The sequence below is a fragment of the Bacillus sp. FSL R9-9497 genome, assembly GCF_038005805.1.
Taxonomy (GTDB): Bacteria; Bacillota; Bacilli; order Bacillales; family Bacillaceae_G; genus Bacillus_A; species Bacillus_A cereus.
Genome location: NZ_JBBOTY010000001.1, coordinates 553,909 through 576,692, shown reverse-complemented (window position 1 = coordinate 576,692; position 22,784 = coordinate 553,909). Strand labels below are relative to the sequence as shown.

Genomic DNA, 22,784 nt, shown 5'->3' with positions numbered 1-22,784 from the left:
TTCTACAGTTCTATTATATCGTACATATACAATAATAACCAAAATAATCTGTGATCTTCTTGTTAATAGGTGTTTTTATTTTTTCCATTGTTTTATGATAAATGTGGGAGAGAAATACATATAAAAGGGGAATTTAATATGGGGCCTACGCAAGAGACTTATACAATTGTACGCTATCAATCTGGTACATTTTCAAAACAGCTTGATGAGATTGTTACAGAATCTCCTATTACTATTAAGTTGAATGGTGAAGAATATGTAACAGTCGTATGCACACCAAATTATATTGAAGATATGGTAATTGGTTTTTTAATTTCTGAGGGGATTATTTCTTCCTATAAAGATGTTGAAGAACTATGGGTTCAAAAAGATAACGGAATTGTCCATGTAAAATCATCAAAAGTGAATCCGCTCTATCAAACTTTATATAATAAACGATACATCACTTCTTGCTGCGGAAAAGGTAGACAAGGTTTTATTTTCGTAAACGACGCAGCAAAAGCAAAAGACTTACATGATATACATGTAAAAATTACTCCTGAAGAATGCTTTCACTTAATGAATACCTTGCAACAATCTTCTACTACATTTCGCCAAACTGGCGGTGTTCACAATACCGCGCTATGTGATCGAAACAATATCCTCCTATCAAGAATGGATATTGGAAGACATAATGCATTAGATAAAATATATGGTCATTGTTTGCGTAACGATATATCCATTAAAGGAAAAATCATCGCATTTAGCGGACGTATTTCATCCGAAATTTTACTCAAAGTTTCAAAAATCGGATGTGAAATTGTTCTATCTAAATCCGCTCCAACAAAACTGGCATTGCAACTTGCCCATGATTTAGGCATTACAGTCGTAGGGTTTATTAGAAATGAATCTTGTAATATTTACACACATCCAAAACGAATTGATGGCTATCAATCCAATGTTTAAAAAATAACTCCTCAATCGAGGAGTTATTTTAGTTATAAAAATGTAACATATTAAACACTTGAATAGTTAACAAAGTTAATATATAATTTCATTACATAATTAAAACAAAACATTGTAGCATATATCTTTTCATTCTTTTACAAATTAAAAGAGAATACTAACAAAACATATACTCAATCTTATAAAAGTAATGGATTTATTTGAAATCCACCAGGGAGGTTACAACTATGGAAATTCGCTTATTAACAACAGAGGACGCAGAAATATATTTAAAAGTTTGTATGGAAGGTTTAACGAAGAATCCGGAAGCTTTTAGCTCTTCTTATGAAGATGTTCTTAAACATGAAAATCCTGTGGCTGCTATGGCTAAACGATTAAGCAATCCGGATAAGTATACTCTAGGTGTCTTCAAAGATAATGATTTAATTGGTATCGCTACTTTAGAAACAAAACCATTTATTAAACAAGAACATAAAGCAAAAATTGGCTCCGTTTTTGTTTCCCCAAAAGCACGTGGTCTCGGAGCAGGACGAGCTCTAATTAAAGCAATTATTGAAAATGCCGATAAATTACATGTAGAACAACTCATGCTTGATGTTGTAGTTGGTAACGTTGGTGCAAAAAAATTATATGAGTCATTAGGTTTCCAAACTTACGGCGTACAAGAGCGTTCATTAAAACACAATGGTCAATATTGGGACGAGGAACATATGGTTTTGTTCTTAAATGATTAATACTTCAATATAAAGTGAAACTTTACTCAGTGTTTTTTTCCATTCCCTACTGAGTATTAGTTGAACCAATCGGGCTTTTACGGGCAGTTATCGCCCACCTAACTCCCTCGCATTCGCTGAATTTTAAGGTGGGAGTTACTGCCCACAAATAGCGGGGTAGTTTTCCAAAAACATCTTTCTTAATAAGAAAGATGTTTTTTTGCATTACAACAATGTAATCTTCATGTCACCTTTATCGATCGTACCAATCCTTACCATTCATTATACTAAAAATATAAAGTGAAACTTTACTCAGTGGGGAACTACATCCCACGCTGATCGCATGTACTTGATATGTAGAGGAGAATGTGATATGAAACAAAACAAACGAGCTATGCTTTTAATATTTACTACAGCAATTGTAACTTCTGGGTTAGCAATTTTACCTTGGTTTATCATATAGGAATACTCCCCTAACAATGAAAAAAGCTGATTGCTCCTTAAGAAGCAATCAGCTTTTTTATATTATAAAATCCCCAAAATTTTATTTACGCAACTTATAATAATAATCATAGATACGGCAACACACATGACAACCGTATTACGATCTTGCTTTTCTTTTTTTGAAATTTCTTCTTTTGAATTCATGTGTATGATCTCCTTTAAAAAAAAGTGTGAGATAGGAAATTTTTCTTATCCGATGCGAGGTGAATACGAAAACCCTCTCTATCTCACATACACAATAGAATGGAATTGTCATTTTATAAATAAAATGACATGACGTTATGTCGCAACATAGGGTATTTTGTGTCGCTACGTTTTCTATTATAAAAAATAGTTGTGCAAAACTAGTGCATTTTTTATGTCAATTACTCTGAGCGAAAAATAACTCTTCCACTCAATCACATAAAAAGAGTTTTTTATTATTTTCATGTAAACTATACAAGTAGAATGAACAGTTTGGGGTGCACAAGATTATGGTAAAAATTTTATTAGTAGACGATGAAGAACGTATGTTACGATTATTAGATCTGTTCTTAAGCCCTCGCGGCTATTTTTGCATGAAAGCTACCTCTGGCCTTGAAGCACTAAATTTAATCGAACAAAAAGAATTCGATATTATTTTATTAGATGTTATGATGCCAAATATGGATGGATGGGATACTTGCTATCAAATTCGTCAAATTTCCAATGTTCCTATCATTATGTTAACAGCTCGTAATCAAAACTACGATATGGTGAAAGGCCTCACGATGGGCGCAGATGATTATATTACAAAACCATTTGATGAGCATGTATTAGTCGCACGAATCGAGGCTATATTACGCCGTACAAAAAAAGATGGCTTTGTTAGTTTCAATGGTATTGAGTGGGATAAAACGAAACATACTGTCACAGTTTATGATGAAAAAATCTCATTAACTCCTATCGAATTTTCGTTACTCGGACTATTTTTGCAAAATACAAACCGTGCTTATAGCCGAGATGATTTAATCGAAAAAATTTGGGGCTATGAAACAGATATCGAATATAGAACAATTGATTCACACATTCGTAATATCCGTGATAAACTACGCAAAAAAGGATTTCCAATTGAAGATTACTTAGAAACGGTCTATAAAGTCGGATATAAATGGAAAAGTGAATAATTACTTCGGTCAGTGGGAAATCGTATACCACTGACTCTTTATTATGAATAAGGTATGGTGAAAAAATGAGTAAACTTTCCCTTAAAATTGGGACATACTTTTTAATATTAGCTTTATGTATTGAAACAATTGCTTTCGTATCTTTTTATAAAAGCCTTTCAAAAATGCGTATTGTAGAGGAAACAGATGCTCTTTTAGAGAAAGGTAATCGCTATAGTAAAAAAATAAAAAGCCGCGAGAGACGGGATGAATATTATAAAGAAATGAAACACGCTGAACATAATAAAAGTCCTAAACGCCCTGTGTATCCTGAATTCGATATTACGAATGAGGCTGCACACTTAGTTGAATCGGAATCAATTTCTAACTCCGATATAGCTATCATTATTACTGACCATAACGGCAAAATTATTTCCACCTCAGAACCCGTAACAAAAGATATGCAAAAACAACTTACTTGTAAAACAGAAACTGTCCCAGACGGCGGATTGGTCGTTGAAAGGAACTGGAAAAAATCAAAGTTCATCACAACAGTAAGCCCACTTAACACAACAAAGTTTCAAGGAAAGCTATATATGCTATTAAAAACATCTTTCCTAGAAAATATGTTACTTAAACTCATGAACCAATTTCTTATCATTAGCGTTTTAACAATTATTTTAACAACAATTTCTGTCTTTGTTTTTTCACGCGTTATTACAGAACCACTTGTAAAAATGAAGAGAGCGACAGAAAAAATGTCAAAATTAAATAAGCCAATTCAATTAGGTATTAAACGGAATGATGAACTCGGAAGTTTAGCAAAAACAATTGAAGATTTATCGAGTGAACTTACGTATATGAAAAAAGAGCGCAATGAATTTCTCGCTAGTGTCGCTCATGAACTATTAACTCCATTGACCTATATGAAAGGTTATGCAAAGGTAGCAAAGAGAGACTCTTTAACAAAAGAGGAGCGAGAAGAATACTTACAAATCATTGAGGATGAAACGGATAGTGTAACCGATCTCGTCCAAGATTTATTTATGCTTGTACAATTAGAACAACACCAATTTGTTATAAAAAAACAAAAAGTGCTTCTTCAGCCATTTTTAGAACGAATGGTTGAAAAAACAAAAACAACATTAACGAATAAGCAAATGCAACTTCATGTATATTGCAAAGATGATTTAGAAGTTTGTATAGACGAAAGACGTATGGAACAAGTTATGTTAAATTTATTACACAACGCTTATCAACATTCGCCAGAAAACACATCCATTACGATACGTGTACTCATGGAAACAGATTCTTTTACAATAAGTGTACAAGATGAAGGTGAAGGTATTCCTGAAGAAGATATCCCGCATATTTTTGACCGTTTTTATCGTGTTGATAAATCTAGAACACGAGCTACAGGCGGAAAAGGCATCGGGCTAGCTGTTGCAAAGGAAATTGTAGAATTGCATAACGGTTCTATTCTAGTAACAAGCCAATTAGGAGCGGGAACAAACTTTATAATCGAGCTACCTTTTGAATAATATGCGTGTGAAAACACCAGTAGTAGTAAACACTACTGGTGTTATTTTGTTCATAAAAACAGCTCATATAAGCTAAGCTTTTGAAATTATTCTTATTTCAATATAAAATAAAGGTACATTTGCAAAGATTTGGAGGGTGATATAATTGGATATCCATGTATTAACAAAAGACGAAGCAGAAATTTACTTAGAACTTCGCGTAGAAGGATTAAAGCAAAACCCTGAAGCATTCAGCTCTTCTTATGAAGATATTATTAATAAAGAGTGTGCGATTGAATATAAAGCACAAAAATTAGCACAAGATGAAAACTATACGCTAGGTGCATTTAAAGATGGAAAATTAATCGGGGTTGCAACACTGGAAACGAAACCATATGTAAAACAAGAACATAAAGCTAAAATCGGTTCTGTATATGTATCTCCAAAAGCACGCGGACTTGGAGCAGGAAAAGCACTTATTAAAGAATGTCTTGAGCTTGCTAAATCTTTAGAAGTAGAACAAGTTATGCTTGATGTTGTTGTTGGCAACGATGGAGCGAAAAAACTTTATGAATCATTAGGTTTTAAAACATTCGGTGTACAAGAACGTTCATTAAAATATAACGGACAATATTGGGACGAAGAGCATATGGTCTTATTCTTAGATGAAAATAAATAATAAAAAACATCCTCATGTTTGGAGGATGTTTTTTACTTTCTTGTAAACCATGCCGTGTGTAATAATTGAATCGCTTTCGCAATCTCTTCCTCTGATAATATCGCAAACCCAAGTAAAACTACACTCTCAGGCGCCGTACCGTCTTTATAGTACGTAGACACAGGATATATTTTAATACTATATTTCGCAGCTTCTTGAATTAATTCTTCTTCCCGCATTCCATTATGCACTTTTAATAAAATGTGTAATCCGGAATCTTCTCCTATCACTTCAACACGATTAGAGAAATACTTCTCTATTTCAAAAACAAGTCTATCTCTCTTCTTTCGGTAGACAACACGCATTTTATGAATATGTTTTTCCCAATATCCTTCATTTAAAAATCTTCTAATCACTTCTTGATCTATTCTTGAAACACTTTGTGTATAAAATAAATATTGCTGTTGATACTTTTTAATTAATTTCTTCGGCAACACCATATAGCTCATCCGTAGCGATGGCAATAATGCTTTAGATAGCGTCCCCATATAAATAACTTTCCCCTCTGTATCTAACCCTTGCAGCGCCGGTATAGGCTTTCCAGAATAACGAAATTCACTATCGTAATCATCTTCAATAATATACCTGTTCTCTTCTTTCTTTGCCCATTGTAAAAGCTGCATCCTTCTCGTAATAGGCATAATCATTCCAGATGGAAACTGATGGGAAGGTGTAACAAATACAACATTCGCATTGCTATTTTCTAAATCTGCAATACAAATTCCATCTCTATCTAAAGATAACATTTTGACTCTTGCTTCTCCCTGTTCAAAAACAACCATCTTCCTATGATACCCTGGGTTTTCAACTGCATAATTGCTTTCCTTTAACAATTGAAACAATAGTTTCACTAATATTTGTGTTCCCGCTCCTAATACAATTTGACTAGCTGAACAACGCACACCTCTAGATTCATACAAATAATTTGTAATCTCTTCTCTTAAGCTTGCTTCCCCTTGAGGGTGTCCTAGAAAGAGAAGTTCGTTATTATGCGGTTGCCATACTTCATTTACAATTTTCCGATACATATTAAATGGAAAAGCATTTGCATCAATTCCTGTTTGTGTAAAGTCAAATTTATAACGCTTCTCCTGAAACGGGACTTCTTCTATCCTCTCTTCGCTATCCTCTACATGAACCATTTGCTCAATCTTGCATACAAAATAACCTTTTCTCGATATCGATTCAATATAACCTTCTGCAAGTAATTGTTCGTAGGCTGCCTCTACTGTATTTTTACTTACTTGTAAATGTATCGCTAACTTTCGCTTAGCCGGTAATTTCGTAAAAGGGACAATCGATCCATCTTTAATCTCTTTTTTTATATACTCATACAATTGCACATACAATGCCTTTTTACTATTCACATTTAAATTAGGCGTTAATTCTAACATAATATCTGACCCCTTAATAAAACTAAAATCTGATACTTTTTACAGTACCAGATTTTATATATAATTCCTTTTATCATGTCACACATCAAAAATCAAATACCGGAGAGGAGAAACATGATAATGAACAATGGTAGACGTATCGGACTCATTATGATTATTACAGGGGCTACATTATGGGGATTATCTGGTCCAATGATTCAGTGGCTATTTCAGCATACTAATGTATCCTCAATTGATTTTTTAACAATTCGATTGTTACTTGCAGGAATATTTATTTTGTCTTTCTTACTTATAAAGAAACAAAACATATTTCAAATTTGGAAACACCCTAGATATTCTATACAACTTATTATTTTCTCTATTCTCGGCATGCTTGGTGCGCAATACGCCTTTATCGAAACGGTTCATATTAGTAACGCGGTCACAGCAACGCTATTTCAATTTCTAGGTCCTGTTCTTATTACCATGTATGTTGCATTTGAACAAAGAAAATTCCCTGCTTCCATGCAACTATTCGCAATTATAGCCGCGCTAATAGGAACATACTTTATTATTACAAATGGCTCAATTGAAAATATTGTTTTATCTAAAGAAGCTATTATTTTTGGACTATTAACAGCAATTGGATTTGCATTTTATACCCTTCATCCAGCTTCGCTTATTAAAGCATGCGGAACAACTATAGTAATTGGTTGGGGGATGTTAATCGGAGGAATTGCACTACTTATTTATAATCATTCATTCGGGTGGAATCAATTTTCACAAACCTTTACACTAAAAACTTTTTCTATGCTTATTCTTATCATTATTAGTGGTACCCTTTCTTTCCTTCTGTATATCGGTAGTCTTAAATATTTAGCAGCAACAGAAACAAGCATTTTATCTAGCATTGAACCCCTTGTAGCTGCCATCGTTTCAATCACTTGGCTAAGTGAATCTTTTGGAGCATATCAATTATTAGGCGGCATATGTATCGTTCTATCCGTTATTTTTTTGACGATGCCCCAAAAAGAAACCGAACCAACCTATACAACGGAACAAATATAAAATGAAACTTTAATTAGTGGGGCTATCTCCCACTGATTATTAACCTACACCAATCGGGCTTTTACGGGATACAAAATGTCAAAAGAGGTCGTACAAAACTTACGACCTCTTTTGACATTTTAAAGGAATTGTCCCGCCTTCTAGCAAATACAATTACACTAACAATAAAAACTAGGAGTGTGGCACCATGAAAAAAATCGGAACTATGCTACTTCTCTCCTTCCTCATCACTGGATGCACACAAGCACAACCTGATTCAAAAGCATCTAAAACTGAAGCTGTCGCAACGTCCAATCAAGTGAACGCACCTTCCTTCTTTCATCTTAGTGTTTTAAAAGATGTAAATTGGGAAGAAGCACCCTCATTCATAGACGGAAAAATACCTTTAAAAGGCATCGAAGGAAAAATCGCAATGGCTGATAGTCCTATTATCGCAAATGAACAAAATGAAATAATGTGGTACTTTCTAGATTCTGAAATACCAACTGGAAAATTGTCTATTATTGCGCTAAAACAAGGATCTGTAACTCCAACACCAGTACTCTTTCAAAAAGAAATTTCCAAACAAACTTGGACTACTTCAAATACAATCAATTCTACTACAAGCGAACTCCCTCTCGCTATGTCACTACCTTCATCTGGATTATGGTTATTAAATATATATGTGAATGAAAAATATTATGATCAGTTTGTAATCACCGCTGAGTAAAGTGACAAAAATAAACAACTTTCTTACAACAATGTAATTTCTACGTCATGTACTTCGATAGTTGAATTATCTCTCTTCTCTTATACTTAAAGTAAGAAATGAACGAGGAGAGATGAGAGATGAAAAAAATGATAGAAGTAATCGTAGCAGTAACTGAGGTTTTAGTGAATGGTAAACAAGTTGCAATGGAATTAAATAAATAGTGAAGAAACATAAATAATTCTACACTTCTTCATTATTTTGATTTCTTATCTCAAAAAAGCAGTGCCTTTTAGGCACTGCTTTTAGCTATTAATAACGTGGTATTTTCGTAATTTGTGCCACGCCTGAATCAATAGCTGCTTTCGCTACTGCTTCCGCAACACTTGGAACAACTCTTTTATCTAATGGATTCGGGATTACATAATTCGCATTACGTTCTTCATCAGTAATGATGTTAGCGATCCCATATGCTGCCGCTAATTTCATCTCTTCTGTAATATCAGTTGCGCGCACATCTAACGCACCGCGGAATATTCCGGGAAACGCCAATACATTATTTACTTGATTCGCATAATCCGAGCGCCCAGTTCCTACTACGGCTGCCCCAGCCTCTAATGCATCCTCAGGGAAGATTTCTGGAATTGGATTCGCCATTGCAAACACAATTGCTTTCTCATTCATCGTCTGTACAAGTTCTTTCGTTAATACGTTAGGAGCAGATACGCCAATAAAAATATCAGCTTGGTTAATCGCTTCTTTTAACGTTCCACGCACATGTTCACGATTTGTCTTTTTTGAAACTTCAATTTGTGCTTCGTTCATCCATGTTTCACCTTCACAAACAATACCTTCTAGGCTAACTAGCGTAATGTGCTTTGCACCAGCCTTTAATAATAATTTTCCAATTGCAATTCCTGCCGAACCCGCACCGTTAATAACAATTTTCACATTATCCATTTGTTTGCTAACAACTTTTAATGCATTAATAACAGCTGCTAAAACGACAATAGCTGTTCCATGTTGATCATCATGGAATACAGGAATATTCGTTTCTTCTTTTAATCGTTTTTCAATTTCAAAACAACGCGGTGCTGCAATATCTTCTAAATTAATCCCTGCAAATGTAGGCTCTAAATTTTTTACAAGGGTAACGATTTCATCTACATCCGTTGTGCCTAAACATAATGGGAAAGCATCTACATTCGCAAACTTCTTAAACAAAATACTTTTTCCTTCCATAACAGGCATAGCCGCTTTCGGTCCAATGTTTCCTAAGCCGAGTACTGCTGTTCCATCTGAAACAACTGCCACCATATTGCCACGTGCTGTATAGTCATACACCGTTTCTTCATCTGCTGCAATTGCCTTACAAGACTCCGCTACACCTGGTGTATACGTCAGGCTTAAATCATCCGCTGAATTTACCTCAACTTTACTTGTAATTTCAATTTTCCCTACTAATTCTTTATGCAATAACAATGATCTTTCATTAATTTGATTTGCTAACATACTTATAATCTCCCCTTAATTTGACAAGCTAGCTATATGAATATAGCTAGCTTGTTTGATCATGAAAACATCTTTAATAATATTGTCGCCGTTACAACCATTGCTGCCCCGCCTAAACGAGTCGAAATTTGCGCGAACGGCATTAATTCCATACGATTTGAAGCCGATAAAATAGCAACATCTCCAGTTCCACCTAAACCGCTATGACATCCAGTTACAATCGCCGATTCAACTGGATACATCTTCATCACTTTCCCTACAAGAAAACCTGATGCTACCATTGTAAGAACAACCGATGCGCACACAACAACATATCCTACTGAAAGAACTGCTGCTACGTCTTTTAACGGAATATATAGCAATCCTAATCCAACCATTAAAGGCCAAGTTAAATTCTTCGAAATAAATTTATATAAATGGAATGCTCCTTGCTCCATTTTTGCTGGCATTAATTTAAAGTATTTCACAAGCGCTGCTGAGAAAATCATAATGATTGCCCCAGGAATACCGATGAACTTAGAAGCAAATCCTCCGAAGATGAAGAACGTACACGCAATTAATAAACCTGCTCCCATTAATGAGAAGTCAATTGGCTTCTCTGTATTTTGTTCTTTTAATAATTCTGCTTGATTGTCTGTTTTCACTAATACACCGTTACCACTAAGCTCCGGTTTCTTCTCACCTAAACGCTTCATATACCCTGCACTTACAATTGCGAACATATTTCCAATAATAGCTGCTGGAATAAGCTGTGATACAAACGTTGCTGATGATTCATTTAAAATATCACTATAAGCTAGCGACAATGGTAAAATCCCTTCCCCGATACCACCACTCACAATTGGTACGATGATAAAGAAGAATGTGTGCTTCATTTCAAATCCAAATAATGAACCGACCAATAATCCTACTGCTACAGAAGCTAACGTCCCTACTACTAAAGGAATAAACATGCGAACGAAACCTTGTACTAACACTTTACGGTTCATTCCTAAAATACTTCCGACTACTAAACAAGAAATATATAAATATAAAAAGTTCGATTTTTTCATTAACATAGTCGCAGCTTCCATTGAAGCTGGATTCATCCAGTTAAAAAATACAAGTAATGATGGAATAAATAACGAAAGTATTGCTGGACCGCCGATATTTTTTAAAATTGGAATTCTCATCCCAATATCGCCTAAGAAAATCCCCATGATCATAATAACTGCAAATCCACCAATCATATCTGCTGGCAATTTATTATATACAGATGCCCCATAAATAATAGCAGCCAATACTACATATAATGGTAAAGGTATAACACCGATTTTTACATTCATAATTTTAGAAGCGAAAGATTCTCTTTGTACTTCATTTCCTTCAGAAAATGATACCGCTTCCACATTCTTTTGAATTCCCATATGGCACCCCCTCGTTTTCTTAATAACAATATTAAAACGCTTTCAATAGTAAAAATAGTTTTTGTAAGTTTTGTAATTGATTTTGTAATTAAAAAAAGTATAAGCGACTTATATTAAGTCGCTTATACGTAAAACTCTATTTTCTTTTGATCAACACATCTTAATTTACTTACAGGTCTTCCCACATGTTGGTACATCATTTCGTTTTCTAACACCCCAATGTCAGTCAGAAACATTACATATTTTCGAATAGAAACTCTTGAAATTCCAACTAATTGTGCCATTTCATCTGTTGTAAATACTCTTCCATTCAGAGACTCGATCTTCTGCCAAATTAATTGCAACGTTTGCTTCGTTAAACCTTTCGGAAGCTCTTTAGTGACAGTAGGCTCTCTTTTTTCTTTTTGTAAAATTAACGAATCTAATTCCGATTGACTAATTTTTTGTTGTTCTTTCATGAAAGTAAATTTTTCTCGATATATAGTTAATGCCTCTTTAAATCGTTCAAATGTAAATGGTTTAATTAAATAATCTACAACTCCATATTGTAATGCTTTTTTAATACTCCCCATATCATGTACAGCTGAAATCATCATTATATCGATTTCTTTTTCTTGGTTCCGGATATACATTAAAAGCTCAAACCCAGTCTCTTCAGGCATAAAAATATCAAGTAATACTAAATCTACTCGTGATTTCTCTAATACTTCTATCGCTGACTTTACTGAGTTAACTGCTTGAACAAGTTCAAACCCTCCTACTTGTTCTAAATAATGCGTATTTAACATTGCTACCATCGGGTCATCTTCTACAATTAAAACTTTAATCATATTTGCCTCTCATCCCTACCTTTAGGTATTTCAATTGTTATCGTTGTTCCCTTTCCTACTAATGAATGCATATGAATTTCCCCATTTATTCGCTGTATACTTTCTTTTACAAGATACAAACCATAACCGCGGTTATCTCCCTTTGTGGAATAACCTTTCGTAAATAATTCCTCTATTTCTTTTTCTTGTATACCTTTTCCCGTATCTTGTACTGTAATAGTTAGTATATCCCCATGTTGTATCTCAACTTCAACTTGCTTCTTTTCACAATTCGTCACTGCTTCTAATGCATTATCAATTAAATTTCCGACAATCGTAATAAGTTCATGAGTAATACTTTCATCATCTATTTCCGGCATATAAGAATCTTCACTTATAATTAATTTTATATTTTTCTCTCTAGCATAGCTGAGCTTACCTAGTAAAAAACCAGCAAATACTGGACTTTTTATTCTTTTCATAACTCCACCAATTTCATATTGATGCTCTGATACCATGCCGCTTATATACTTCTGTAATTCTTCATACTGTTTCATATGTGTAAGCCCTAATACGACATGCATCTTATTCATAAACTCATGAGATTGTGCCCGTAATGCTTCTGCATATAGTCTAATACCAGTTAGTTCCTCTGCTAGTTTTCTAATCTCTGTTTTATCACGAAATGTTGCAATTGCACCAACTATTTCTCCTTTTACATATAAAGGAACTCGATTCGTCACAATCGTAATTCCATAAATATTTTGTTCTTCGTTTAATTGTACTTCTCCCGTTTGCAATACTTCTTTTATACGTGAATTTGGCATATACAACTCAACATCTTTACCGATAAAATCTTCTTCAAGTCCGCTTTTTTTAAATAGACGTTTCGCTTCATTATTAATTAACGTTACTCTAGCCTCTTTATCTACAGCAATAATACCTTCCTTTACAGATTGTAGCATCGTATTTCTTTCTTCAAGAATTTTTGCTATCCTGTGCGGCTCAAGACCGAATAAACTTTTCTTTATATGTCTAGCTAGCAATATTGCTCCTATAATTCCGACTAATACACCCACTCCGACACCAATATAAATGATATGTCTACTTTCCTTAACTCTCTCTTTTACATTATCTGCTGAAATACCAACAGCCACTGCTCCAAGTTGTTCACCTGTTTCAGAAAATATTGGTACAAACACTCGCATGGAAATACCTAAAGTTCCTTCTGCTAACGATACATGTTCTTTTCCTTTCAATGCAGGCCCTTCATCTCCCCCAATAAAATGATGCCCTATTTTTTGAGGATTTGGATGTGACTTTCTTATTCCATTCATGTCCATAACTACAATAAATTGAACACCTGTGTTTTGTAATATTCTATTTGTATACGTTTGGATTGCAGAGGTATCTGCTTTCCCAACCAAACCATCGATTACAATCGAATCATTCGCCACAATGTGTGCAATTGTTTTTGCTTTCTCTGCTTGGCTATCCTCCGTCGTCCGTTCTACATTATGACTAATTAATATATCTGTCACAAGTAAAGAAAAAATTACAACTGTACAAACTAACAATGTAATCGTTTTCCATAAATTCCATAGTCTTTTTCTTTTTTTCATCCTGTTAATGACTCCCCTAATTGCTGAATAGAAAAATAAGTAAGGTGATATTATTTTCACCTTACTTATCTGCTGTTATTATACTTTAAATTTACTAGTCATCGCTTGTAGTTCTTCTGCCATCTCAGCTAAGTTTTGCGAAGCTGAACTAATTTCCTCCATGGAATTAACCTGTTCTTCTGTTGAAGCTGCAACACTTTGCATACTAGCTGTATTTTCTTCTGCAGCAGCTGCAATTTCATCAATAGCATTTGTCACTTCATTTGCATCTCCAGCAATTCTCTTCGTTGTTTCTACCATTTGATTAACTTGAGAAACAATATGTGTAGTAGAACTTAAAATTTCCGTAAAACTTACTTTCGTTTTTGTTACAACATCAAGGCCTTGTTGAACTTCTCCATTCACATTATCCATCGCCTTAACAGTATGTTCAATATCCGCCTTAATTTCTGCAATTAAATTTGCAATCTCTCCAGATGACTCTCCTGATTGCTCTGCTAATTTTCTAACCTCATCTGCTACAATAGCAAATCCTCGTCCCTGTTCACCTGCTCTTGCTGCTTCAATAGCCGCATTTAAAGCTAATAAGTTTGTTTGAGTTGCAATGTTTTGAATTGCTTCAGAAATAGCTCCTACTTGCTTTGATTTCTCATCAAGAAGTTTAATAATAGCATCTGACTCGGATACCGACCTAGAAATAGACTGCATTTGTTTTGCGGTTTGTTCAACTAAATCTTCTCCCTCTTCAGCTCTTTCACGGGCATGTAATGAGGAAATAGAAATTGACTCTGCGCTTCCGGTTACATCTTGAATTGCTGTATTTACTTGTTGTAATGTAGCAGCACCTTCTTCAACACCTTGACTTTGTGACTCAGCCCCACCTGATACTTGTTCCATCGCAATTGTAATTTGATCTGTCGCATCATTTGCTTGCTGTACGCTCGCTGTTAACTCTTCAGCCGATGCTGCAACATGTTCTGCTGAAAAGCTAATTTGGGTAATAACATCTTGTAAAGACGTAGACATTTCATTAAATGAATTCCCTAATTTCCCTATGTCATCCTTGGAATGGATTGTAATTTTCTCTGTTAAATCTCCCTTACTAATTTTATATGCCGATTCAGCTATTTTTCGTAATGGCCCTGTAATAGACTTTGTAATGAAATAAATTAATATACTACCAAATGCAATAGCAATAGCAATAACAATAAAAGTCTTATAAAATACTGGATTCGCAGCTTGGGTAATTTCTTCATCAAACATAACTCCAACTACTTTCCAGCCCGTTTTCTCATTTGTTGCAAAGATTAAATTCTTTTTATCATCTTGTTCTGTATAAGAGACATTTCCTTGTTTTTCTTCATAAATCGGTTTAATCCAAGGATCAGTAACTTTTGCACCTGGTTTTCTAGATGGATGACTAACAATTTGCTTATTTTGATCTAAAATAACTGCATAACCTTTTTCACCAATGTTAATCATTTTGGAAATTTTCAAGATGTTATCTAAATTTAAGTTAATTCCTATAACACCTTTACCATCTTTTACTTCTTTTGCAATTGTTACTACCATATTTTTTGTAGATGCTGATTGATATGGTGCAGTAACAATTACTTTCCCTTTATTTTCATGTGCTTCTTTATACCAAGATCTATCTGTTGGATTATACCCATCATCCATTTTGATAAATGGTTCTCTTATAAACTTTCCTGTCTCTGTTCCAATATAAATACCTTCTACTTCTGGATGCAGTTTTATATATTGCGCTAGCTTCGTTCTTACTATTTCTTCCTGTCCATTTGGATATGTATCCTCTGTTAAGATGTCTGCAAAGTACGTCGCATCAACAAATTTCTCTTCTATATTTTGAGAAATAACAGTATTTAAAATCGAAATATTCTCCTTTGCTTTAGCTGTCATTTGATGTTCAAAATTTGTTTTGGCAGTTTGATATGAAACACCACCGATAATAATTCCTGGTATAGTTAAAATAATAAAAAATGAAATGATTAATTTTTTATTGATACTCATACATTTAACCCCGTTAAATATTTTTTGCATAATAAGCCTCCTTTATGTAATGTGGATACTTGTGTCATTTTATACAATTAACATATATAAAACAATATATAATGATAACATGTAAATTTTTCGTCAATTATGCATTTTTACATATTCACTCCTTCTAAAGATGTAATCATAAAAAAATAAGAGAACTTCAGCTTATATAATAAGTTCAAGTTCTCTTATTTCGTAACAAAAAACCCCCACAAAAACTCCTCTTACAATTCCTTACATCTCTTTCCTTACTCATTCATTTAGAGCTTTTCACATAACTAATCGCCTGACTCCCCATTTGCATCCATGCCTTTTCAAAACTTTCTCTCGGTATTTTTACATCTAAACTTTCATTAAGAGGATCTCGAATATATACAAATTCCTTATCATATCCAATAAGCACTACACAATGTTCATTATACGTAATTGAAACATCTCCACTATTTGTTTCCCATGTAGTAAATTCATCTGCATCTAATGGTGCAAATGTTGCATTTGTGATCATGACTACCGGTTGTCCTGCTTTTACACTCTTATAAATTTCTTCTATATTCTTCCCTGTTAAGTCTACAGCTTTATTAGGTAAATATTTTTCCGCTAACTGAAAAAGTGGCCCATGATATACACCGTATCCTGATTCAGAAAATGTATAAATATTACCTACAAATCCTTCATTTGGATTCCCGCGCACACCATCATCTATAAAATCAACTTTTTTTATTTCATTTGCTAATGTCATCTTATCCACTGAAACACCAGCGTATTGTAACATCATCGCTAAGCTTGTCACTTCACAGCCTCGATCTAGCTCTGGTAGTTGCTGAATTAATGGTACACTTGATAAAATGACCTTTTCATCATTATTACTAAATTCCGGTTCTTTTCCGTTTTGTATATTGAAGAATGTCAACTTCTCCACATACTTTGTAACTCCATTTGTATATACACTCCATACCGCTATAGCTAGTAATGCTATACATATATACCACTTAAACCTCCGTATCACTCTCACGCCCTTTTTAGTTCGTTAAATAAGAATAAAATGCGTCAGCATCCGTTCGAATCACTGGTACAAAATTTAGTTCTTTTTCTCTCTCAGGTTGATCTTTTTTTATTTTTTCTGTTAGCTCTTGAATATTCATGTTCGCTTTGTCCATATTAAGCTCATCTGCCAATTGTAGCACCTTTTGTTCATTAATTTCTCTTAATACTTGATATATATCTTTCCCATACAAATCAATATGATATTTTTTTGCTTCTTCCTGCACTTTTTGTTCGTACACCTCTTGTGCTAATTCTTCAATTTCTTTTCCCTTTTGAGAAATGTCTAACTTCCCTGCTTCTTCTCTTACTTTCTTTCCATAGATTTCTTCTGCAATGTCCTCTATTTCTTTTCCATTTGTCGAAATACCTAATTTATCTGCTTCATCATTAATTTTAATCATATTAATTTGATTAATTAAATTTACAATTGATGTATTTTCTATAGATATGCCTAGTTTTAACGCTTCTTGCTTCACTTTTGTTTCATAGATTTCTTCTGACAACGCCCCAACATCTTTTCCTTCAATCGATATGCCTAACTGCTCTGCTTCCCTTCCTACTTCTGTTTCATGAATTTCTTTTTCTAGTGTAATTTGTTCTTTTCCTTCCGTTTCAATACCTAGTTTCTCTGCTTTTTCTTCTGTATGCACTGCATGTATCTTACCATTATTTAATTGTTCTTTACTGCGCTGCGTGTAATCAGTCTTTCCTTTTTGTGTTTCAGAAGGAGAGGCACCCCCTAATATACTTAAGCTCATTACTCCAATAGTGAATACCGTCATCATTTTCTTTTTCAAAATTAATTCCTCCCTCTTATACTTTCTTTCCCATCATTCCCCTAGTTTTTTTAATACTATACATACATCTCATCGCTGCTTGAGATAACATTATGATTGATAAACCCCACTCACATACACCTAGTCTCTTCTTCATGTAACGAACTTTCTTTATGCCATACATAATATAAATAGTTTCTTAACTTTACCTTAAAAAAAGACGACCTTGTGTAAAAACAAGGTCGTCTTTTTACTTATATTTTTTGGTTTTTAGGGAAAATCACTTCAAAACAAGTGCCATCTCCCCATTTGCTCTCTACTGATATTTTTCCGTAATGCTTTTCTACAATCCAATTTGCGATTGAAAGACCTAATCCAGCTCCTTCTGACGTACTTCTTGCTTTATCCCCTTGATAAAAACGATCAAATAATTTTGGAATATCTTCTTCTTTCACTCCTATCCCGTCATCTTTCACCTGTATACGAATTGAACTACTCGTTTGCGTGCAATCAATTTGAATATGCCCACCTTCATTTGTATACTTCATCGCATTATCTAACAGTATGACCATCATTTGATGAATCCGCTCTCTATCCCCCATAAAAGATACGTCACGTTCTACTTTTAGTATCATTTCTTTTTCTTGATAAGAAGCAATCTCCTTATATGGAGCTACTATTTCTTCTAACAATTTATCGAGTTCAAATATTTTCTTATCCATCTCAATTTGATTAGAATCAGAACGGGCTAGCAATAATAAATTACTAACTAGTTTTGATAAACGCCTACATTCTTTTGAAATTGTAGAAATATCCATCGCTTTTTCTTCTATCGTAGCGGATGGTGACTGAAATAACACATCCGTTTTTGATTGAATAACTGCAAGTGGTGTCCTTAGTTCATGTGATGCATCAGAAACGAATTGCTGCTGTTTCTCCCATGAATTTTGAATAGGTACGAGTGCCCTGCCAGCTAAGAAAAAGCCGATTCCTATTGCACATAAACTTCCTATGCTACAACCTATAATAAGAATTAAAAATAAAGTATTTAACATTCCTTCTTCCGCTGTTATATCTCGCACGATTTGAACTATTTCTCCATCTTTTTGAAGCGAAAATGCTCTAAAATATCGTCCTTGTACTTTGATATCTTGTAACTCCCCTATTTTTTCCGGAGAAAACTTTTCCAAATTCTCTTCAAAAATAGAACGGAATTTACGGTTATCGCCCTCTATTTTCACTATTTTCCCATTCCAAGTTATTCTAGTTACTCGCGGATCTCCAATTTGGATATTCTCCATACGTTTTCTTGGTGGTATTTTAACATCTAATTTTTCTCTATACTGAGCCATCATTTTTATAGATTGATCCACTTCATTATAAATACGCTTATATGTGTATGAATAAATAATACTACCTAATATACCTATTAATAGGATAAATACTAATGAATTCACTATAGTCAAACGAATGCGTGTCTTTTGAAACATACTTCCCTTTTTCATTGTTCTTTTAATATATATCCAATACCTCGAACGGTTTGAATATCTTTCTGATAACCGAATGGTTCTAATTTTTTACGCAAATGATGCACATACACTTCCACAATGGCTACTGTCGTATCTGAATCAAATCCCCAAACACGATCAAAAATTTGTTCACGCATTAAAATCTTCCCGCTATTTTGAATGAGATACTCTAGCAGCTCATATTGTTTCAATGTCAACTTAATACTTTGTCCATCTACTTGAACGTCTTTATCTTTTCCGAACAATTCAATCCCTTTATAACGAATCGTTTGCTGCGTTGTTAAACTACCACTTCTGCGTAGTAAAGCGCGAATTCTCGCTTTTAATTCAGGGGCCTGGAATGGCTTAACGATATAGTCATCTCCACCAAAATCCAATCCCTTCACCCGATCTTCTAAAGAATCTCTCGCTGTCAAAAACAGGACTGGTGTTTCAATCTTTTCATCACGTATTTTTTGAATTACTTCAAATCCGTCCATCCCTGGCATCATCACATCCAGTAAAATTGCATCATATATATTTTGAAGAGCTAAAAACAATCCATCTTCTCCATTTATTGCCATATCTACTTCAAATTCATCACGCAAAATTTGTACGATAGACTCTAATAACGAGGCATTATCTTCTACTACAAGTAAGCGCATGCTCTCACCTTCCATCAAATAGTTCAATTCTATTTATTATTACATTTCTTCTCTTCATAACAAAAGAATGTAGTTACATTACGTTTCATTTTTAACTATTTCCTTCTAAAATTTTGAAGTTTTATTATAAAAACTTTGTCTTAAATTTAGCTTAATAAAAAATTGAAAGAAATAAGATTCCTCTTATCTCTTTCAATTTTTTATTACATATACCTTTTTACTCGGCAATTCCAAACAATTTAGCTGACCACCGTACACAGCCCCGCCATCAATTCCAATAATACGATTACTACCAAAATACACTCCGCAATCCTCACTACCATGAAGCGTTTTTGTTTCCGTATGCCCAAATACAACAACCTTTTCACCGCTATATCCATTATGAAATTCATTACGGATCCACATTAACGTATATGGTTCAGATTCAGAAACTCGTTTCATCGGTTCAACCCCAGCATGTACAAATATATACTCTTCTGTTTCAATGTAATGATCTAATTCTTGAATAAACTTTATATGTTCCTCTAATACACGAGAGTGTAAAATCGGTTTTTGGAAGTCTTTGTCATTAACCGCAATATCCTCTTCTACAAATCCATAGCTATATAATGTCTTATCTCCACCATTTCTTTTTACCCAATGGTTCCATGAACGTTCCTCATTTGTCGTTAACGCCTTAATCATCATATCTTCATGATTTCCCTTTAAAATGAGTGCTCCCTCTTCTTTCAATTCTCTTACCTTTTCAATTACAGCACGCGCATTTGGACCACGATCTACATAATCTCCCAGTAAGATTAATTGATCCTGTTTCGCATCATATTGTGCTTCTTCCAATAACTGTTCGAACTTTTCTATCTCTCCATGAATATCACTAATAACAAGAATTCTTTTCATATTATCCCCCCTCTTTCTAATTATAGTTCAAAACAACAGAAACTTCCGAATCTTAATCTTAAATCAAATTTATCCCGCATTAACGGGCAGTAAGCCCCCCACTGATTACAGTTTCACTTTATTACAAACTAAACTATTATCCTTACAACAATGTAAGTCTCTTGTCATCCAATTCGATAGTTGTAATTACTGTATTTCCTTATACTGAGAGTAAGAAATGAAACAAAAAATAAGGAGAGATGAGCGATGAAAAAAGTAATGGAAGTTGTAGTAGCGGTAGTAGAGGTTTTCGTAAATGGTAAACAAGTGGCAATGGAGTTAAATAAATAATGAAAAGGACAACATTCACTCTAGACCCTTTACTCATATAAAAGAGATAAGACTTCATCATTTCTTTGATCCCTTATCTCCCTATAAAGAAAGCCGTATCCCTTTTAAGGATACGGCTTTCTCTTATTTTTGACTCGTACGAGCTGAAATGCTAATTGCTCTATCTGTTGCTTTGGCAGCTTCATCTAACGCTTCTTTACTATTCTTCCCGTCATACATCGCTTCTAATGCTTTTACAACTGCATCTCTTGATTCTGGAAATACACTAATTAAAGCACCTTGTGTTGCTGGAGATTGCTTCGTTGCTTGCAGTTGATCTACTGTTACTTTCAACTGTGGGTATTTTTCATATTGCTCTTTTACTAATGGCTCATTATATGCATCTGGATTAATTGAGAAATAGCCTGTTGCAGTATGCCATTTTGCTTGTACGTCTGGCTTCGTTAAATATTTCATAAAGTCCCAAGCACCTTGTTGCGTTTCTTCTGAAACCATATTCGTCATCCATAACGATGCTCCACCAATAACAACACCATTTTGTTTCGAATCCTCTGGATACGGAATATATGAAACACCTACATTAAACTTAGATGCATCAATTAAATCACGAACACCTGCTGAAGAATCTAAATACATAGCAACTTGTCCAGACTGGAACGCGGCACGAATATCATCCCAACTTGCTCCATACTTTCCAAGTGCGCCAGCTTTATTTAAATCATCTAACATTCCAAATACTTTCTGTCCTTCTTTACCGTTAAATACCGCCTTCTTTGCAGCATCCTTACGGCCGTTTTCGTTATCTACATATAAAGCACCTTGTGTCGCTAACAATTCTTCAAAGAACCAACCATAGTTAAGCATGGAGAATCCATATTGTTTTACATTTCCGCCTTCTTTAATCGTTAACTTTTTCGCTGCTTCTTGTAATTCCGCATATGTTTTCGGAGCTTTCTCTGGATCTAAGCCCGCCTTTGCGAAAGCATCTTTATTATAAATTAATACTGGTGTAGATGAATTAAATGGCATAGAATACATTTTTCCATCAACTGAATAATAATTTGTAATTGCTTTTTCTAATTTTGACGTATCGTACTTATCTTTTTTTATCCAGCTATCAATTGGTGTGATTTTTTTACTATCAATCATATATTTCGTTGTAATTTCACTCGATTGAACAAGAGCTGGCGCTTCTTTCGTTGCAGACATCGTTCTAAATTTCGTTAAAGACTCTTCATATGTTCCTTGGAACTCTGCCTTTATCTCATATTTATTTTGCGACTTATTATAGTCTGCAACAAGACCATCTAGTACTCCTTGTGTTTTTCCACCCATCGCATGCCAGAAGCGAATTACAGTTTTATCACCATTTTTTTCAACTGGTGCTACTTTTGCCTGTGCTTCAGGTTTTCCTTCTGTTTTACTATTTGAACAAGCGGCACTAGATAATGCCATTGTTGCTACCATTAATAGAGCAGCACCTTTTTTAACTAGACTCATTTAA

At 34.2% G+C, this 22,784-nt stretch carries 20 protein-coding genes and 1 pseudogene; 7 read left to right on the top strand and 14 right to left on the bottom strand.

From position 1 onward, the window contains the following. Positions 1 to 138 precede the first annotated feature (138 nt). Positions 139 to 945, top strand: coding sequence for a formate dehydrogenase accessory sulfurtransferase FdhD (gene fdhD / locus MKY21_RS02990; RefSeq protein WP_000529230.1), 807 nt, complete (start codon positions 139 to 141; stop codon positions 943 to 945). Between the two features lie 227 nt (positions 946 to 1,172). Then, complete coding sequence (locus MKY21_RS02985) at positions 1,173 to 1,679, top strand: GNAT family N-acetyltransferase (protein WP_000405884.1); 507 nt, start codon at positions 1,173 to 1,175, stop codon at positions 1,677 to 1,679. 504 nt (positions 1,680 to 2,183) lie between these two features. Here the strand turns inward: MKY21_RS02985 and MKY21_RS02980 are convergent. Next, positions 2,184 to 2,306 (bottom strand): hypothetical protein, encoded by a 123-nt coding sequence (locus tag MKY21_RS02980; RefSeq protein ID WP_001085005.1) that lies wholly within the window; start codon positions 2,304 to 2,306, stop codon positions 2,184 to 2,186. A 329-nt stretch (positions 2,307 to 2,635) separates the two neighbouring features. On the opposite strand from MKY21_RS02980, the gene MKY21_RS02975 reads away from it, so the two are divergent. From MKY21_RS02975 to MKY21_RS02965, 3 genes are all read left to right on the top strand, one after another. Next, positions 2,636 to 3,307 carry a response regulator transcription factor gene (locus MKY21_RS02975; protein WP_000238959.1) on the top strand — a complete coding sequence of 224 codons (672 nt, stop codon included), beginning with the start codon at positions 2,636 to 2,638 and terminating at the stop codon, positions 3,305 to 3,307. Between the two features lie 65 nt (positions 3,308 to 3,372). Continuing rightward, the gene (locus MKY21_RS02970; RefSeq protein ID WP_000041026.1) at positions 3,373 to 4,827 is read left to right on the top strand and encodes a HAMP domain-containing sensor histidine kinase; all 1,455 of its coding nucleotides are present in this window, start codon (positions 3,373 to 3,375) and stop codon (positions 4,825 to 4,827) included. Positions 4,828 to 4,972: 145 nt separating this feature from the next. Beyond that, on the top strand, positions 4,973 to 5,485 hold the full coding sequence (locus MKY21_RS02965) for a GNAT family N-acetyltransferase (protein WP_000351212.1): 513 nt from the start codon (positions 4,973 to 4,975) through the stop codon (positions 5,483 to 5,485). 32 nt (positions 5,486 to 5,517) lie between these two features. Here MKY21_RS02965 and pdxR read toward each other — a convergent pair whose 3' ends face one another. Then, complete coding sequence (gene pdxR / locus MKY21_RS02960; protein WP_086423299.1) at positions 5,518 to 6,918, bottom strand: MocR-like pyridoxine biosynthesis transcription factor PdxR; 1,401 nt, start codon at positions 6,916 to 6,918, stop codon at positions 5,518 to 5,520. A 120-nt stretch (positions 6,919 to 7,038) separates the two neighbouring features. Between pdxR and MKY21_RS02955 the strand changes: the two genes are divergently transcribed. Then, entirely contained in the window at positions 7,039 to 7,965 is a 927-nt protein-coding gene (locus MKY21_RS02955; protein WP_001059051.1) for a DMT family transporter, read from the top strand. A gap of 187 nt (positions 7,966 to 8,152) precedes the next feature. Then, complete coding sequence (locus MKY21_RS02950) at positions 8,153 to 8,674, top strand: DUF4871 domain-containing protein (RefSeq protein ID WP_000719682.1); 522 nt, start codon at positions 8,153 to 8,155, stop codon at positions 8,672 to 8,674. 291 nt (positions 8,675 to 8,965) lie between these two features. On the opposite strand, the gene MKY21_RS02945 is transcribed toward MKY21_RS02950, so the two are convergent. The 12 genes and pseudogenes from MKY21_RS02945 to MKY21_RS02895 all read right to left on the bottom strand — a co-directional run bounded on the left by MKY21_RS02945 (position 8,966) and on the right by MKY21_RS02895 (position 22,780). Further along, on the bottom strand, positions 8,966 to 10,165 hold the full coding sequence (locus MKY21_RS02945; protein WP_000880782.1) for an NAD(P)-dependent malic enzyme: 1,200 nt from the start codon (positions 10,163 to 10,165) through the stop codon (positions 8,966 to 8,968). 59 nt (positions 10,166 to 10,224) lie between these two features. Further along, entirely contained in the window at positions 10,225 to 11,571 is a 1,347-nt protein-coding gene (locus MKY21_RS02940) for a 2-hydroxycarboxylate transporter family protein (RefSeq protein ID WP_000512722.1), read from the bottom strand. 122 nt (positions 11,572 to 11,693) lie between these two features. Next, positions 11,694 to 12,401 (bottom strand): response regulator, encoded by a 708-nt coding sequence (locus tag MKY21_RS02935; RefSeq protein WP_000598689.1) that lies wholly within the window; start codon positions 12,399 to 12,401, stop codon positions 11,694 to 11,696. Next, a complete protein-coding gene (locus MKY21_RS02930; RefSeq protein ID WP_000746420.1) occupies positions 12,398 to 14,002 on the bottom strand; it encodes a sensor histidine kinase in 1,605 nt (534 codons plus the stop codon). The genes MKY21_RS02935 and MKY21_RS02930 overlap by 4 nt, the downstream gene beginning before the upstream one ends. Before the next feature lie 78 nt (positions 14,003 to 14,080). Beyond that, on the bottom strand, positions 14,081 to 14,899 hold the full coding sequence (locus tag MKY21_RS31125) for a methyl-accepting chemotaxis protein (protein WP_432804035.1): 819 nt from the start codon (positions 14,897 to 14,899) through the stop codon (positions 14,081 to 14,083). 120 nt (positions 14,900 to 15,019) lie between these two features. After that, positions 15,020 to 15,922: pseudogene (locus MKY21_RS31120) on the bottom strand (HAMP domain-containing protein); the annotation flags it as partial. Between the two features lie 394 nt (positions 15,923 to 16,316). Next, a complete protein-coding gene (locus tag MKY21_RS02920) occupies positions 16,317 to 17,066 on the bottom strand; it encodes a C39 family peptidase (protein WP_002004381.1) in 750 nt (249 codons plus the stop codon). A 13-nt stretch (positions 17,067 to 17,079) separates the two neighbouring features. After that, complete coding sequence (locus MKY21_RS02915) at positions 17,080 to 17,901, bottom strand: hypothetical protein (RefSeq protein ID WP_000728583.1); 822 nt, start codon at positions 17,899 to 17,901, stop codon at positions 17,080 to 17,082. Between the two features lie 233 nt (positions 17,902 to 18,134). Beyond that, the gene (locus MKY21_RS02910; protein ID WP_082186567.1) at positions 18,135 to 19,385 is read right to left on the bottom strand and encodes a sensor histidine kinase; all 1,251 of its coding nucleotides are present in this window, start codon (positions 19,383 to 19,385) and stop codon (positions 18,135 to 18,137) included. Then, positions 19,382 to 20,053, bottom strand: coding sequence for a response regulator transcription factor (locus MKY21_RS02905; protein WP_341075387.1), 672 nt, complete (start codon positions 20,051 to 20,053; stop codon positions 19,382 to 19,384). Before MKY21_RS02905 ends, MKY21_RS02910 begins: the two co-directional genes overlap by 4 nt. A gap of 192 nt (positions 20,054 to 20,245) precedes the next feature. Next, a complete protein-coding gene (locus tag MKY21_RS02900; RefSeq protein WP_000821967.1) occupies positions 20,246 to 20,950 on the bottom strand; it encodes a metallophosphoesterase family protein in 705 nt (234 codons plus the stop codon). A 453-nt stretch (positions 20,951 to 21,403) separates the two neighbouring features. Continuing rightward, complete coding sequence (locus MKY21_RS02895) at positions 21,404 to 22,780, bottom strand: ABC transporter substrate-binding protein (protein ID WP_000060602.1); 1,377 nt, start codon at positions 22,778 to 22,780, stop codon at positions 21,404 to 21,406. Between the last annotated feature and the right edge of the window lie 4 nt (positions 22,781 to 22,784).

Coding starts and splice junctions, on each gene's coding strand:
- fdhD (WP_000529230.1), top strand. CDS start 139: ATGGGGCCTACGCAAGAGACTTATACAATTGTACGCTATCAATCTGGT.
- MKY21_RS02985 (WP_000405884.1), top strand. CDS start 1,173: ATGGAAATTCGCTTATTAACAACAGAGGACGCAGAAATATATTTAAAA.
- MKY21_RS02980 (WP_001085005.1), bottom strand. CDS start 2,306: ATGAATTCAAAAGAAGAAATTTCAAAAAAAGAAAAGCAAGATCGTAAT.
- MKY21_RS02975 (WP_000238959.1), top strand. CDS start 2,636: ATGGTAAAAATTTTATTAGTAGACGATGAAGAACGTATGTTACGATTA.
- MKY21_RS02970 (WP_000041026.1), top strand. CDS start 3,373: ATGAGTAAACTTTCCCTTAAAATTGGGACATACTTTTTAATATTAGCT.
- pdxR (WP_086423299.1), bottom strand. CDS start 6,918: ATGTTAGAATTAACGCCTAATTTAAATGTGAATAGTAAAAAGGCATTG.
- MKY21_RS02955 (WP_001059051.1), top strand. CDS start 7,039: ATGAACAATGGTAGACGTATCGGACTCATTATGATTATTACAGGGGCT.
- MKY21_RS02950 (WP_000719682.1), top strand. CDS start 8,153: ATGAAAAAAATCGGAACTATGCTACTTCTCTCCTTCCTCATCACTGGA.
- MKY21_RS02945 (WP_000880782.1), bottom strand. CDS start 10,165: ATGTTAGCAAATCAAATTAATGAAAGATCATTGTTATTGCATAAAGAA.
- MKY21_RS02940 (WP_000512722.1), bottom strand. CDS start 11,571: ATGGGAATTCAAAAGAATGTGGAAGCGGTATCATTTTCTGAAGGAAAT.
- MKY21_RS02935 (WP_000598689.1), bottom strand. CDS start 12,401: ATGATTAAAGTTTTAATTGTAGAAGATGACCCGATGGTAGCAATGTTA.
- MKY21_RS02930 (WP_000746420.1), bottom strand. CDS start 14,002: ATGAAAAAAAGAAAAAGACTATGGAATTTATGGAAAACGATTACATTG.
- MKY21_RS31125 (WP_432804035.1), bottom strand. CDS start 14,899: ATGGAACAAGTATCAGGTGGGGCTGAGTCACAAAGTCAAGGTGTTGAA.
- MKY21_RS02910 (WP_082186567.1), bottom strand. CDS start 19,385: ATGAAAAAGGGAAGTATGTTTCAAAAGACACGCATTCGTTTGACTATA.
- MKY21_RS02905 (WP_341075387.1), bottom strand. CDS start 20,053: ATGCGCTTACTTGTAGTAGAAGATAATGCCTCGTTATTAGAGTCTATC.
- MKY21_RS02900 (WP_000821967.1), bottom strand. CDS start 20,950: ATGAAAAGAATTCTTGTTATTAGTGATATTCATGGAGAGATAGAAAAG.
- MKY21_RS02895 (WP_000060602.1), bottom strand. CDS start 22,780: ATGAGTCTAGTTAAAAAAGGTGCTGCTCTATTAATGGTAGCAACAATG.